The organism is Bacteroides gallinaceum (assembly GCF_030373775.1).
Taxonomy (GTDB): Bacteria; Bacteroidota; Bacteroidia; order Bacteroidales; family Bacteroidaceae; genus Phocaeicola; species Phocaeicola excrementipullorum.
Window position 1 is genome coordinate 1 of the sequence record NZ_JAUDEN010000048.1, and the last position, 14,066, is coordinate 14,066.

General features: G+C 49.3%; 9 protein-coding genes and 1 pseudogene. 8 read left to right on the forward strand and 2 right to left on the reverse strand.

The features are described from left to right. Nucleotides 1-184: 184 nt before the first annotated feature. The 4 genes and pseudogenes from QUW60_RS14545 to QUW60_RS14560 all read left to right on the forward strand — a co-directional run bounded on the left by QUW60_RS14545 (nucleotide 185) and on the right by QUW60_RS14560 (nucleotide 3,256). A pseudogene (locus QUW60_RS14545) lies at nucleotides 185-1,024 on the forward strand (helix-turn-helix domain-containing protein). A gap of 21 nt (nucleotides 1,025-1,045) precedes the next feature. Next, on the forward strand, nucleotides 1,046-1,783 hold the full coding sequence (locus QUW60_RS14550; protein WP_289561387.1) for an acyltransferase: 738 nt from the start codon (nucleotides 1,046-1,048) through the stop codon (nucleotides 1,781-1,783). A 167-nt stretch (nucleotides 1,784-1,950) separates the two neighbouring features. After that, nucleotides 1,951-2,745 (forward strand): thymidylate synthase, encoded by a 795-nt coding sequence (locus QUW60_RS14555; RefSeq protein ID WP_289561388.1) that lies wholly within the window; start codon nucleotides 1,951-1,953, stop codon nucleotides 2,743-2,745. A 13-nt stretch (nucleotides 2,746-2,758) separates the two neighbouring features. Continuing rightward, entirely contained in the window at nucleotides 2,759-3,256 is a 498-nt protein-coding gene (locus QUW60_RS14560; RefSeq protein ID WP_289561391.1) for a dihydrofolate reductase, read from the forward strand. Nucleotides 3,257-3,268: 12 nt separating this feature from the next. Here QUW60_RS14560 and QUW60_RS14565 read toward each other — a convergent pair whose 3' ends face one another. Next, complete coding sequence (locus QUW60_RS14565) at nucleotides 3,269-3,745, reverse strand: Lrp/AsnC family transcriptional regulator (RefSeq protein ID WP_258338131.1); 477 nt, start codon at nucleotides 3,743-3,745, stop codon at nucleotides 3,269-3,271. 205 nt (nucleotides 3,746-3,950) lie between these two features. Between QUW60_RS14565 and QUW60_RS14570 the strand changes: the two genes are divergently transcribed. Both QUW60_RS14570 and QUW60_RS14575 read left to right on the forward strand, forming a co-directional pair. Then, entirely contained in the window at nucleotides 3,951-5,243 is a 1,293-nt protein-coding gene (locus QUW60_RS14570) for a M64 family metallopeptidase (RefSeq protein ID WP_289561393.1), read from the forward strand. A gap of 20 nt (nucleotides 5,244-5,263) precedes the next feature. Further along, nucleotides 5,264-5,791 carry a GNAT family N-acetyltransferase gene (locus tag QUW60_RS14575; protein ID WP_289561395.1) on the forward strand — a complete coding sequence of 176 codons (528 nt, stop codon included), beginning with the start codon at nucleotides 5,264-5,266 and terminating at the stop codon, nucleotides 5,789-5,791. A gap of 74 nt (nucleotides 5,792-5,865) precedes the next feature. On the opposite strand, the gene QUW60_RS14580 is transcribed toward QUW60_RS14575, so the two are convergent. Then, complete coding sequence (locus tag QUW60_RS14580; RefSeq protein WP_258338128.1) at nucleotides 5,866-6,771, reverse strand: glycosyltransferase family protein; 906 nt, start codon at nucleotides 6,769-6,771, stop codon at nucleotides 5,866-5,868. A 128-nt stretch (nucleotides 6,772-6,899) separates the two neighbouring features. Between QUW60_RS14580 and QUW60_RS14585 the strand changes: the two genes are divergently transcribed. Together QUW60_RS14585 and tamL are read left to right on the forward strand one after the other, a co-directional pair. Next, the gene (locus QUW60_RS14585) at nucleotides 6,900-11,513 is read left to right on the forward strand and encodes a translocation/assembly module TamB domain-containing protein (protein ID WP_289561397.1); all 4,614 of its coding nucleotides are present in this window, start codon (nucleotides 6,900-6,902) and stop codon (nucleotides 11,511-11,513) included. After that, nucleotides 11,494-13,821, forward strand: coding sequence for a translocation and assembly module lipoprotein TamL (tamL, locus tag QUW60_RS14590; RefSeq protein ID WP_289561400.1), 2,328 nt, complete (start codon nucleotides 11,494-11,496; stop codon nucleotides 13,819-13,821). Before QUW60_RS14585 ends, tamL begins: the two co-directional genes overlap by 20 nt. Nucleotides 13,822-14,066: the final 245 nt, after the last annotated feature.

Consider the following 14,066-nt stretch of genomic DNA (forward strand, 5'->3'; position numbering starts at 1 on the left):
CATATGCTAAGTAGATGTTGAGAATCAGCCTATAAAAATCTGTGTTTCTGATCATATCATTTAATTTTGCACACTTGCTTAATTCCCAAGGACTCCAGCTGTCAGCCTTCGGATTCTTTTGCAATGAATCCTACAGATGCTTATCTTTGTACAGAAAAAAACAGGAAACATGGAAACAAATAGCATGAAAGGAGTCAATACATTGCGCTATTCGGACATCTTTCTGGCAATGTACTTCGACAATGGCAGAAGCTGCCTGCACCGCAACCATTCGCATGTGCTGGTCTATATGTATTCCGGAGAACTGGAAATAAAGGAGCGCGGCCAAACAACCAAACTGCACAAAGGGGACTGCGCTTTCATCCGCAAAGACTTCAGCGTGCAACTGATCAAGCAGGGATATAAAGGTGAATAGTTCAAGGCTATCTTTCTGATGTTCACCACCAGATTCCTCCGCAATTTCTACAGCAGGCTGAACAAGAATAATCTTCCGGAAAATGCGCGGAGAAACGAAATCAGCCTGTACAAACTGCCCTCCAACCGTCCGGACATCGCAAGCCTGTTCGAGTCAATGACTCCCTACCTTGATTCCGGCATCCAACCCACGGACGAAGTGCTGAACCTGAAAATGACCGAAGGAATGTATGTACTTCTGAATACAGACCAAAACCTGTACGCATCGCTTTTTGACTTTGCCGATCCGTGGAAGATTGACATTATGGATTTCATGGAACAAAACTACATGAACGACTTCAGTCTGGAAGAAATGGCCAACTACACAGGGAGAAGCCTCGCCACATTCAAGCGCGACTTCAAAAAGGTAAGTAGCCTGACACCCCAAAAATGGATTGTCCACCGCAGGCTGGAAGCAGCATACGCACTTATACAGTCCGGCAAACAGAACATCTCTGACATTTGCTTTCATGTAGGCTTCAAGAATCTGTCGCACTTCTCGAAAGCATACAAAAGCATGTACGGCTGTTCACCGACAAACAGCCTCCAATCGGCAGGCATCCATTTGTAAAACCATAAACAAAAGCAACTTATGAATATCCAAGGACAGAACAACCAGATCACGTTTGCATTTCCGGACAGAGAAATATGCTGCCTGAATACAGAAGATACAAGAATCAGCCAATTGCTTGAAATGTCGGACATTTCCATTATCGGAAACGACAACCGCGTGCTTCTGCGCTTCGATTCGGAAGAAAGCGCAGAAGAATTGCTGACCGGCGGCGGATTTCTGCTCATAGTCAAAGGAAACAACAACCGCGTGGACATGGGAGCAGTTATTGTCCGTCATTCGCCCATATTAGGAATGACGGGACTGAAACTCATCATCGGTCAGTTGCCAGGACTGGGGGCAGGCGTTTCGCGCACAGCCGACGGATGCACTGTAACAATAGGCAACAGGGTGGTTATCAATGGAGTCACACTTTATCTTCAAGAAGACGGATCACATGTCAGCATCGGTGATGACAGCCAGTTGAGCTGGGGAGTGGACATATGGTGCACAGATGCGCATACAATCACAAACCTTGACGGCATTCCCATCAACTACGCTGAAAGCATCGAAATAGGACGCCACGTATGGATAGGCAAAGATGTCAAAATCGGCAAAAACGTACGCATTGCCGACAACAGCATCGTAGGCTGGGGAAGCATTGTGACCAAACGATTCAACGAACCGAACGTGATCATCGCAGGCATTCCGGCAAAAATAGTCAAGCACGGAATAAACTGGGACCGCAAGTGCATAAACAAATATATAAAAGGCATTTAGCATATCCTTCCAACCAAAGAAAGGCTAATCCGAAGTGCGCTGGGAATGTCGTCTGCTGCCATAAGAAGAAACAAGAAGCGCTGCGGTTTCCAATAAATTGAACAGACGCAAACGCGCATGCAACAAAAAATTGCCTACCTTTGCAGAAACAAACCAACAAAAGACAAATGAAACAATACCTTGATCTTCTCCACCGCATCCGGACGGAAGGAGTGAAGAAATACGACCGCACCGGAACCGGAACACTGAGCGTGTTCGGCCACCAGATGCGGTTTAATCTGGAAGAAGGCTTTCCGCTGCTCACCACAAAAAAGTTGCATCTGAAATCCATAATCTACGAACTGCTCTGGTTCTTGCAGGGAGATACAAATGTAAAATACCTGCAGGAGCATGGAATAAGAATTTGGAATGAATGGGCAGACGAGAATGGCGATTTGGGACACATCTATGGCTATCAGTGGCGTTCATGGCCAGGATACGACGGCAAGTTCATCGACCAAATATCGGAAGCTGTAGAAACAATCAAGCATAACCCGGACTCCCGGCGCATCATTGTCAGCGCATGGAACGTGGCCGACCTGAAGAATATGAACCTGCCTCCCTGCCATGCATTGTTCCAGTTTTACGTAGCCGACGGGCGGCTCAGCCTGCAAATGTACCAGCGCAGCGCCGACACCTTTCTTGGCGTGCCGTTCAACGTCGCATCGTATGCACTCCTGCTGCAGATGATGGCACAAGTGACCGGACTCAAGGCGGGTGACTTTGTCCACACGCTGGGCGACGCACACATTTATCTAAACCACCTGGAGCAGGTCGATCTGCAACTGACCCGCACTCCCCGCCCGCTCCCGACCATGAAACTGAACCCAGACATAAAGGACATTTTCAGTTTCAGATACGAAGACTTCCAGCTCGAGAACTATGATCCCTGGCCTCACATCGCCGGAAAAGTATCCGTTTAAAAACAAGAAAGACATGACATTATCCATCATTGCAGCAATCAACAGGAACCGCGGCCTGGGCTTCGGGAACCAACTGCTTTACTGGCTGCCCAACGATTTGAAACGTTTCAAGGCACTGACAACCGGACACACCATCATCATGGGAAGAAAAACATTTGAATCGCTTCCCAAAGGTGCGCTGCCAAACCGCCGGAACATCGTACTGACATCGCAGAAAAAGACATTTGAAGGAACAGAGTGTTTCAGCAGCCTGCAAGAAGCATTGGACGCCTGCCGGAAAGAAGAGGAAGTATTCATTATCGGAGGCGCCAGCATCTACAGCGAAGCTATGGCATTTGCCGACAGACTTTATCTGACGGAAGTAGACGATGACCAAAAGCCCGCCGATGTCTTTTTCCCGGAAATAAAGGAAACAGACTGGAAAGAAAAAAGCAGAGAATGCCATCCGAAAGACGAAAAGCATCTCTACTCCTACAGCTTTGTCGACTACGAGCGATGCCGCCGACAATAACAGTCCGAAAAATCAGTCGTCATTCGCCAGATCCAGAATAGGCATCTGGCGCTTGATGGCTTCACGGAACGAAATGATCGTTTCAGAACGTGACAGCCCCAGCGGCTGCAGCTTATCGTGGATTATCTCCAACAAATGATGATTGTTCTTCGCATAAATCTTAATGAACAGATCATACTGTCCGGTAGTGAAATGGCACTCCACCACTTCAGGAATCAACTTCAGCGCCTCGGTCACAGAATCAAACTGCTCCGGATCTTTTAGATAAAGGCCGATATAAGCGCAGGTTTCATATCCTATTTTTTCCGGGTCGATAATGAACTCAGAACCTTTAAGGATTCCCAAATTAGTCAACTTCTGGATGCGCTGGTGAATGGCTGCTCCCGATACGTTACATGCACGCGCTACCTCCAGAAACGGAATGCGCGCATTGTCTGCTATCAATCTTAAAATTTGCTCGTCTAAACTGTCTAATTGATGATGTCCCATCTCTTCTATATTTTTATTTCGGCAAATATAAGGATTTTCCTTTAAAAATCTTCCAGACTGATAATTTTTACCGCCAGAAAGTATGAAAGTCAAGTCGCCCCAGACACGATGCAGTCCCAAAGCTCCTGATCCTCACCCCGAATATTTTTTGCAGATTCAACGGTTATTCGTACATTTGTATGCAAACGATAAAACTTAACCGTACATGAAAAGACATCTTCTCGCAGCTATCTGCATCGGTCTGTCTGCTTTCGCCGGACAGGCACAAAACTTTGACGATTATTTTGTAAATAAAACAATCAGGGCTGACTATATTTTCAGCGGAAACTCAGAAGCACAGGCTATCTGCCTTGACGAGCTCTCATCGCTTCCCCAATGGGCCGGCAGACGCCATCACCTCAGCGAACTTCCGCTGGCAGGAAACGGCGAAATCGAAATGAAAGACAAGGCAAGCGGCAAAATCATTTACCGCACATCCTTTTCAAGCCTTTTTCAGGAATGGATATGCGAAGCCGAAGCGAAAAAAGTAACCCGGGGATTTGAAAATACGTTTCTGATTCCTTTCCCTAAAAATACGGCCACCGTCACAATCAGGCTGAAAGATGTGTATCATAAGGAAACCGCATCATTGACGCACGAAATCGACCCGAAAGACATACTCATTCATCAGCGGGGCGACGAAGCTTCCATCACCCCCCACCGATACCTGCTCAAAAGCGGAAGTGAAGAAAACTGCATTGATATAGCCATTCTTGCCGAAGGATATACAAAAGAAGAAACGGAACTGTTCTACAAAGACGCACAGACCGCATGCGAGGCACTTTTCAGCCACGAACCGTTCAAGAAACTGAAGAGCCGCTTCAACGTGGTTGCCGTGTTCAGCGAATCAAAAGACAGCGGCGTGAGCATTCCAAGGCAAAACGAATGGAAGAAGACTGCGGTAAGCTCACACTTTGACACTTTCTACTCCGACCGCTACCTGACTACACGCAGCGTAAAGGCCATCCACAACTGGCTTGCCGGCATTCCGTACGAACACATCATCATTTTGGCAAACACCGATACATATGGCGGAGGCGGCATCTACAATTCATACACCCTGACCACAGCTCATCACCCGATGTTCAAACCGGTGGTCGTGCATGAGTTCGGACACAGCTTTGGAGGACTGGCCGATGAATATGCCTACGATGCCGCACCGAGCCCTCAATATCCCTACAGCATCGAACCATGGGAACAGAACATCACCACATTGGCAGACTTCGATGCAAAATGGAAAGACATGGTTGAACCCGGAACGCCTGTTCCCACGCCGGTACAAACCGAAAAATCACTGATATACACCAAAGTAGGCGTATACGAAGGAGCGGGATATACGCAGAAAGGCATCTACCGCCCCACCACGGAATGCAGAATGAAAATCAATGAAGCGCCCGTATTCTGTCCCGTATGCCAGCGTGCACTGGAAAAGCTGATCCGTTTTTATACAGACAAATAACCTAAAAACTCAACCATCCGATGATTACATTTACAAAAATCAACACATCCGACAGCAACTACCCTTTTGTTGAAAACCTGCTGCACTTTTCGTTTCCGGAAGCAGAACGGAGGGACGACGAAGAACAACGCAAGAATACAGATACAAACCCCAAGTTCTCCTGCTACCTGATAACAGACGGAGATATACAGGTAGGGCTGTTCACCCTCTGGAAGCTCGACGGATTCCATTATGCGGAACACCTCGCCACTTCACCGGAAGTAAGAAACCGGGGATACGGAAAACAAATCATGGAGAAAGTCAAAGAAATCGTTCCCGACATATTGGTACTGGAGGTGGAAGAACCGGCCGACGAGATGAGCATCCGAAGAATCGGATTCTACAAACGGTGCGGGCTGCAGCTGTGCGAGAAAGATTATTTTCAGCCTCCATACAGAAAAGGAGGGGAAGGAATGCCGCTCAAACTGATGTTTTACGGAACGGACAGCATCGACAACCGGTTTGAAGACATACGGAAAGACATTTACAAAGAGGTTTACGGGGTGTAACCCCAATAAAAGAACCGCCGACGGAGCCTCTTCCATCGGCGGTCATATTTTTTTTCAAGGCATCTTTTTTTAAATCAGAACAGTTTCGAAGGATATTCTCCTGCATCCACCAAAGCCTGGAGCTTGTCGACTACTCCCTGACGGTCGGCTGCATATGTCACGCCAAACCATTTGGAAGTTGTGTCAAGCACCTTTACGGTAGCTGTACCTTCGTTGATCAGTTTGTTCACCATCAGCGGGATGAAGTACTCGCATTTCAAGTTGCTGATGTTTTCTTTCAGGAATTCGGCAAAATAGTCTTCTGAATATTTGAAGTAGTCGGGAGTAAAGCCCCACATGTTCATTGATACCGGAGTATTGTCAGGAATGCCGACCCATTCGCCCTTCTCATCCTTGTAAGAAACCACTCCGTCAACACGCATGATTTCAGTACGTTCAACAACGGTAGTCAAATGTGCATTTTCGTCCATCGCGCAGACACCGCGTGCCACCGTTCCGCTTTCAGACAATGTGTTGCCGATACGGAATCCTACCATACAGTAATCATTCTTGACACCTTCCGGGAGTTCAGACAGGTACTTGCCCAATACGGCAAAGCTGTCCCTTCCGTAAAAGTCGTCTGCGTTGATAACGGCAAACGGTTCCTTGATTACATCCTTAGCCATCAATACCGCATGGTTCGTACCCCACGGCTTAACACGTCCTTCAGGACAAGTGAAACCCGCCGGCAAGTTATCCAGATCCTGGAACACTACCTCAACGGGGATATGATTCTCATACTTGCTTACAATCTTTTCACGGAAATCTTTCTCAAAGTCACGGCGAATCACAAACACAAGCTTGCCGAATCCGCCACGGATTGCATCAAAAATAGAATAATCCATGATCGTTTCACCGCTTGGGCCCAGACCGTCAAGCTGCTTCAAACCGCCGTAACGGCTTCCCATACCGGCGGCCAATACAAATAAAGTTGGTTTCATAAGTGTATTAATGTTTAGTAACTGTACAAAGGTAAAAAAATAATGGCTATAAACGAATAGTTTCCCGACAAAATCTTTTTTTCAATACTTTTTTTATATATTCGCAAGAACTAACTAGAATTTTGAAAATGAAAAGGTACGTAAAATGGGGCGGAATCGTTCTGGCGAGTCCTATCCTGCTGTTTATAATCATCTGCATATTGCTCTATATTCCTCCCATACAGAATTTCATTGTCGGGAAGGCCACCCAATATGCGGCAGAGGCTACAGGAATGAACATACAGATCCGACGCATCTCTCTCTCATTTCCGCTTGACCTTGTCGTCCACGACACAAAAGTCACAGAAAACAATGACACGATTCTGAACGTCAGCAAACTGACCGTACAGATCCAAATGCTCCCCCTGTTCAAAAAGCAGGTGGAAATAGACGGAATAAAGATTGAAAAGGCTGCTGTCAACACGCTCAACCTGATTGAAGGCATGCAGCTGAAAGGAAACTTGGGGGAACTCTTTCTGGACTCGCACGGAGTGAAGCTGACTCCCGAAACGGCCGTTCTGAACAACCTGAAACTGAAAGACACACAGCTTGCCATGGTACTCGCCGACACGACCGCAGCCGACACGGCTGCAGCAAGTTCGCCTCTGTACTGGAAGATCAGGCTGGAAGATATCAGCCTCGAAAACGTGTCCTTCCTCATGCAGATGCCGCTCGACACGATGGACATGGGATTCGACATAGGAAAGGCATCCCTGCGTGACGGATTCATCGACCTCCACAAGGAAGCGTACACCGCCGAAGAATTCAACCTCCAGCAAACGAAAATCACATATAACTCAGGAAACGCGCCACACGAAGACAAAGGACTGGATCCTTCGCACATCGAACTGACCGACATCAACATCGGACTGGATTCAATCTGCTATGCAGGAAACAACATACGCGCCCTCATCCGTCAGTTCGACCTGAAAGAGCGTTCCGGACTTCAGATCGTGTCAACGCAGGGCGAACTGAGAGCCGACAACCAGGCCATCCATGTGCCATCTCTGCAAATAAACACGGCAAACTCGTCGCTTGAGTTCAATGCCACGGCCGACTGGAGTGTCACGGAGCAGAACAAAGACGGAAAGCTAAGCGCCCGCCTGATGGCCGACATCGGCAAGGCCGATCTGATAAAAGCCGTTCCTGACCTTCCGCAAGAGGTAACGAACGCACTGCCTTCCGCTCCAATACAATTACGGCTCGGAATAGACGGAAGCCTGGACGAGCTGCGCCTCACCACCTGCTCAATGGGCATTCCGGGCAATTTCCGCCTGGAAGCCGACGGCGTACTGCACCATATGCTGGACAGCATAGCCAGAGAAGGGGGAATCAGTCTGACCGGGAAGTTCATCCAGATGTCATTTCTGGAAAAACTGACAGGAGGCGTCACAATTCCTTCCGGAACAATATTGAAAGGAAAAGCTGAACTGAAAGGAAATGCTTTGTCTGCCGATACCCGAATCGAACAAGAAGAAGGTCTGCTGGAGCTGAAAGGAAAATTCAACATGAAAAGCGAAGCTTACGCAGCTTCCGTACTGGCAAACAACCTGAATATCCACAACTTCATGCCAAACGATTCAATCTTTGAGCTGACGGCGTCCGTCACAGCAGAAGGAGAAAAGCTCGATTTCTTCTCGCCGGCTACCGTCATGCGGGCAAATGCGTCGCTCGACCATCTCCGGTATGGGTCGAGAGTGTTTTCAGGAATCGGACTTGACGCAGAGCTGAAACACTCGGAAGCTGCCTTGCATTTCAATGCCAAGGATAATCTCATGCACATATCTTCGGAACTGAACGCCCGGATCAACCCGAAAAGAATCAGCGCCAAAGGCACCGTCAATGTGCTCAACCTTGACTGGCACGGACTGGGCTTTACGTCTGCTCCGTTCAAAACCACTCAAGACATCGAACTGAGTGCGGCAACCGACATGAAAAAGAGCCACAGCGCGAGGGTATCCATGAAAAACATCCATCTCATAACAGACAAGAAAACATTTACAACCAAAGACCTGCATGTGGGAGGGACTACGGCGCGCGACTCCATCCACTGCTACGTGAACGCAGGCGACCTTACTTTTCTGTTCCGGAGCAAAGGAGGCATTGACGAACTTGCATCCCAGGCGCAAAACGCAATCAATATGCTGAACGCGCAATGGGAAACACGCAAATTCAACTTTGACGAGCTGAAACAGGTTCTGCCCACCGCCCAACTGCGGATTTTCGCAGGGCACGATAACCCCGTTTCAAACACGCTCGCCATCCGGAAACTGTCTTTCAACAAGCTCAGAGTCAACCTGAAAACAGATCCGCAGGCGGGACTGAACGGAAATGCTTACCTGCTCGGACTGCACACAGACAGCCTGTCGCTCGACACGATCAGGTTCTATGCGGCTCAAGAACATAACGGACTGACGTTCAAGAGTGAAGTGAAGGCTGGGGACAAGCCCTATCAGGAGGCGTTCGACATCACCCTTCAAAGCAGGGTGGATTCTACACATGCCAACGTGAACATCGGATATTTCAACGGGAAAAAAGAATGCGGGGTCGACTTAGGGATGACTGCCGGCTTGCAAAAGGAAGGCATCAGCCTGCATATCATGCCGCTTGACCCGACACTGGTCTACCGCAAATTCTTCGTTAACGAAAACAACTATATTCTTCTCAGAGATGACGGACGGATCATGGCAAATCTGTCCATATACGACAAAGACCACACCGGCCTCAGCCTGTATTCTACGCCCGACAGCCTTGCCACACAAAATCTTACACTGGGAATTAACCGGCTGGACATTGCCGAGTTCAGACGAATCATTCCCTATATGCCCGACATCGCAGGAATCATCAACCTGGAAGCGCACTATGTGCAGACGGACCAAAGCGACCAGATTGCAGTTGAAACAAGCATCAACAATCTGGCATACAGCAAACAGCCTATGGGCAACTGGGCGTTGAGCGCAGTCTACCTGCCCAAACAATCGGGAGTGCAGAGCATCGACGGATTCATCACAAGAAACGACGAAGAGATAGCCAGCCTCAGCGGTTCCTATTATCCGGCACGAAGCAAGGAAGAAACAGACAAAATAGACGCGAAGATGGAACTGCACCATCTCCCGCTCGACATAGCAAATTCGTTTGTCCCCGGAAGAACGGCAGTGCTGAGCGGAGATCTCGACGGAGGACTGTCTGTGAAAGGAGATGTCAGCGCGCCGCTGATCAACGGAACAATCAATCTGGACAGCGTAAATGTGTTCGTGCCCCAGGCATCACTGAACCTGCGCTTTGACGACCGCCCGCTTGAGATTAAAGACAGCAAACTGATATTCAACCGGTTCAAGATATTTACAAAAGGAAAAACGCCTTTCACCATCGACGGCAATGTAAATATGGCAGACATGGCAAACATCCAAATGAACCTGAAAATGGATGCCAACAACTTTGAACTGCTCAATGCGAAAAAGACAAAAGAATCCCTCGTCTACGGCAAGCTGTATGTAGACTTCCACTCCGTGCTGAGCGGAACTCCCAACCTGATGATGATTCGGGGGAACATGAACATCCGGGGAGGAAGCGACTTTACATACATCCTGAAGGATTCGCCGCTCACCGTAGAGGACAAGCTGGGAGAAACCGTCACATTCGTCAACTTCAACGACACCGCCTCTGTCAGCCCCGAATCCCTCCAGATGATTACACTGGGAGGTATAGACATGCTCATGACGCTTCATATCGACGAAGGAGTGCAGTGCCGGGTAAACCTGGACGAGCAGGGAAGCAACTACATGAGGTTTGAGGGAGGGGGAGATCTTTCATTCCAATATACAATGGAAGGAAACATGATTCTGAGCGGACGGTACACCCTGCTGAGCGGAGAGATGAAATACGAACTCCCTATCATTCCGCTGAAAACATTCCACATAAAGGAAGGAAGCTACATCGAATGGACGGGCGACCTCATGAATCCGAACCTGAACATCAAGGCAACGGAAAGAATGAGAGCCTCCGTAGCACAGGAAGGACAGAATGCCAGAACCGTCAACTTTGACGTGGGAGTAGACATCACCAACCGGCTTGACAACCTGGGATTCACCTTCACGATCGATGCCCCGGAAGACGGAAGCGTGCAAAACGATCTTGCATCCATGTCGGCGGAAGAAAAGAACAAGCTTGCCGTAACCATGCTCGTTACGGGAATGTATATGGCCGAAGGAAATACTGCCGGAGGCGGGCTGAACGCCAACAGCGTAATGAATTCGTTCTTGCAGGATCAGATCAACAAGGTGGCAGGAAGCGCATTGAAAACCATCGACGTGAACTTCGGAATCGAACAGACCGACGACGGAGAAACGGGATCTACACGGACCGACTATAACTTTGAATTTGCCAAACGCTTCTGGAACAACCGGATAAGGGTAGTTATCGGAGGAAAGGTGTCTACGGGAAACAATGTGCAGCAACAGGACGAGTCCTTCATCGACAACATCTCGCTGGAATACCGGCTGGACGACAGCGGCACACGATATATAAAGGTATTCCACGACAAGACGTACGAGAATATACTTGACGGCGAAGTTACGGAAACAGGAGCAGGCATTGTCCTCCGCAAGAAGGTGGGAAAACTGGGCGAACTGTTCATCTTCCGGAAGAAAAGGAAAAATGACAAACCTACAAGCGCAGAAGAAAATGAAGAAACTGAATTATAAGACTCTACTGACCGGACTGATGCCGGCACTCATTCTGGCATCCTGCTCCACAACCAAACACCTGGCCGAAGGAGAAGTGCTGTATGTCGGTACACCGACACCGAAAATCACAAACTACGAAAAGAGCAAGACCGGAGAAAGCACGCTGGAAGAGGTGATGGGGGCAATCAACGTGGCGCCGAACAACTCGTTCTTCGGAAGTCCGAAATCCCGCTGGCCGTTCCCCTTCGGGCTGTGGATATACAACCGGTTCGAAAGATACGACAAGGGAATAGGCAAATGGATTTTCAACAAACTGGCCGCCGACCCGGTCTATATCTCCACCGTAAACCCCGACACCCGAAGCAAAGTGGCCACCAACCTGCTGAAGGATTACGGATATTTCAACGGAAACGTAACCTATACGGTAGATACATTGAAAAATCCTAAAAAAGCCAAGCTGAACTATACCGTCAACTTCGGCCACGGATACCTGCTGGATTCTGTCATGTATGCCGGATTCGACGCGCGCTGCGACAGCCTGATCCAGGCAAACAAAGATGAAACAATGCTGCACAAAGACGACCCGTTCAACGTGAACACGCTGAACCAGGAAAGAGAACGGCTCGTAGAGCTGTTCAAGAACAACGGGTATTACTTTTACCGTTCCGAGTTCATCACGTTCCTCGCCGACACCATCATGAAGCCGGGATATGTCAACCTGAAAATCGCGCAGCAGCCCAACGTGCCGAAAAACGCCCTGAGAACCTATCATATAGGAAACACAACGGTCAACCTGATCGGACAGAACGGAGAACAGCCCACCGACTCGATCAAGTTCCGCCACTTCCAGGTCAACTATGCAGGGAAAAAGCCGGGCGTACGCTTCGGCGTACTGCGCAGAAGATTCCTCTACAGAAACGGCGAAATCTTTTCGCAACAGAAACAGAACTACTCCCAGCAGGCTCTGTCGCGCCTAGGCATATTCAAGTTCAACGAATTCAGATACAATCCGAAGGGCGATACAGACACGCTGGACATCACGATAAACGCCATGTTCGACTTGCCATACGACAGCGAGCTGGAACTGAACGTAAAGACCAAAAGCACGAAGCAGACAGGACCGGGAGCCGTATTCAAACTGTCTAAAAAGAACTTCAAGCGGATGGGGGCGTCGCTGAACCTGGAACTGAACGGATCGTACGAATGGCAGACCAGCTCGACGGTGGACGGAGAAAGCTCCGTGATGAACTCGTATGAACTGGGAGCGGCCCTGTCGCTGAACTTCCCGCGTCTGGTCCTCCCCTGGCAGCAGAACCGGATGAACGCTTTCCGCTTCCCCTCGCAGACCGACTTCAAGATCTATGCCAGCCAGGTGAACCGTGCGCGCTACTTCAAGATGCTCTCTTTCGGAGGAGAAGTGACTTACAACTTCCAGCGGCGGCGCGGACTGAAGCACACGGTTACGCCGGTGCATCTGGCTTTCAACATGCTGCAGAGGCGGACGGCCGAATTCAACGCCATCGCCAGCCAGAACCCGATGCTCTTCCACAGTCTGGACGACCAGTTCATCCCGTCGTTCTCTTATACGCTCACCTACGACAACACGTACAAGCAGAAGCGCAACCGCCTGTGGTGGGAAAACTCGCTGACCTCGGCAGGAAACGTAACCTCCATGATTTATGCGGCATTCGGACAGAGTTTCAAGAAACAGGAAAAGAAACTGCTCGGAAACCCGTTTGCCCAGTTCGTAAAATACTCCACAGAGTTCCGCTATCTGTTCAACATCAGCGAGAAACAGCAGATTGCCACGCGCGTGATGGGAGGTGTCATCTGGGCATACGGAAACAAGACCATCGCCCCCTACAGCGAACAGTTCTACGTGGGAGGTGCAAACAGCATCCGTGCGTTCACCATCCGCTCAATCGGACCGGGACGTTTCCGCCCGGCCTCCAGCACCAACTATTCGTATGTCGACGAAACCGGAGATATCAAGCTGGAAGCGAACATCGAATACCGTTTCCGCATGCTCTCCAACTTTTTGGGAGGAAATCTGAACGGAGCCGTTTTCCTCGATGCCGGAAACGTATGGCTGATGCGGAAAGACGAAGCCCGTCCGGGTGCGGAATTCACCCTCAACCGCTTTTTCGACAGCATAGCCACAGGCACCGGCTTCGGAATCCGCTACGACCTGTCGTTCCTTATCCTCCGCCTGGACTTCGGAATCGCGCTCCACGTGCCGTATGATACGGAGAAAAAAGGATACTACAACATCCCCAATTTCAAAGACGGCATGGGCATCCACTTTGCCATAGGCTATCCGTTCTGACCCCTGCCCTGCTGCCTGCTCCGGAATGTCCCGTTGCCTTCACCTCTTCACTCCAGTGAAGAAATCGTATCACTGGAGTGAGGAGAACGAATCGCTGGAGTGAGGAGAACGTATCACTGGAGTGAAGAGGTAGCTTTACCGGGACATATTCAAGTCTTCATGCCAGGCAAACGCGCTGTAATCCAGCACAACAGAATTCATCAGCCGAGATTCGGAATCCTTTGCGCAGGATGCGGCAGGGGCGG

Excerpts from the sequence above, each read along its gene's own strand:
- QUW60_RS14580 (WP_258338128.1), bottom strand. The coding sequence starts at position 6,771 with ATGAAACCAACTTTATTTGTATTGGCCGCCGGTATGGGAAGCCGTTAC.
- QUW60_RS14585 (WP_289561397.1), top strand. The coding sequence starts at position 6,900 with ATGAAAAGGTACGTAAAATGGGGCGGAATCGTTCTGGCGAGTCCTATC.
- QUW60_RS14550 (WP_289561387.1), top strand. The coding sequence starts at position 1,046 with ATGAATATCCAAGGACAGAACAACCAGATCACGTTTGCATTTCCGGAC.
- QUW60_RS14575 (WP_289561395.1), top strand. The coding sequence starts at position 5,264 with ATGATTACATTTACAAAAATCAACACATCCGACAGCAACTACCCTTTT.
- QUW60_RS14560 (WP_289561391.1), top strand. The coding sequence starts at position 2,759 with ATGACATTATCCATCATTGCAGCAATCAACAGGAACCGCGGCCTGGGC.
- QUW60_RS14565 (WP_258338131.1), bottom strand. The coding sequence starts at position 3,745 with ATGGGACATCATCAATTAGACAGTTTAGACGAGCAAATTTTAAGATTG.
- QUW60_RS14570 (WP_289561393.1), top strand. The coding sequence starts at position 3,951 with ATGAAAAGACATCTTCTCGCAGCTATCTGCATCGGTCTGTCTGCTTTC.
- tamL (WP_289561400.1), top strand. The coding sequence starts at position 11,494 with ATGAAGAAACTGAATTATAAGACTCTACTGACCGGACTGATGCCGGCA.
- QUW60_RS14555 (WP_289561388.1), top strand. The coding sequence starts at position 1,951 with ATGAAACAATACCTTGATCTTCTCCACCGCATCCGGACGGAAGGAGTG.